We start from the raw sequence: 265 nt of genomic DNA, 5'->3' as shown, positions 1-265 counted from the left end.
CGGCAACGTGCGACGAACCCATGTTGCTCAACTGGGCTGATTGGAGGTTGAGTGATGGCCGAAAACCTGCTGTTTCGGCCACTGGGCTCGCGTTAGTCGAGGGAGCCAGCGGCGCCCTGGTGGATGCTGGCCAGCTTTATCAGGCGAAAGATGGGCGCCGCTATGCAGTGGTCGACGCGGTAAAACTGGTTGCGGGCCGGGCCAGCTTGAAACTGAGCGCCGAAGACATGGGGGCAATAGGCAACATCGAGGGCGGCACTCTAAC

The 265-nt window shown here is 61.1% G+C and carries 1 protein-coding gene; it reads left to right on the top strand.

Annotated elements, in window-relative coordinates; translation table 11 throughout:
* Positions 1-20: 20 nt before the first annotated feature.
* The coding region (locus GHN92_RS23725) for a baseplate J/gp47 family protein (protein ID WP_256666569.1) at positions 21-265 on the top strand (245 nt) is incomplete at its 3' end.

The sequence above is a fragment of the Pseudomonas sp. FSL R10-2964 genome (assembly GCF_009600035.1).
Classification (GTDB): Bacteria; Pseudomonadota; Gammaproteobacteria; order Pseudomonadales; family Pseudomonadaceae; genus Aquipseudomonas; species Aquipseudomonas bubulae.
This window is presented reverse-complemented; position numbering and strand designations above follow the sequence as displayed.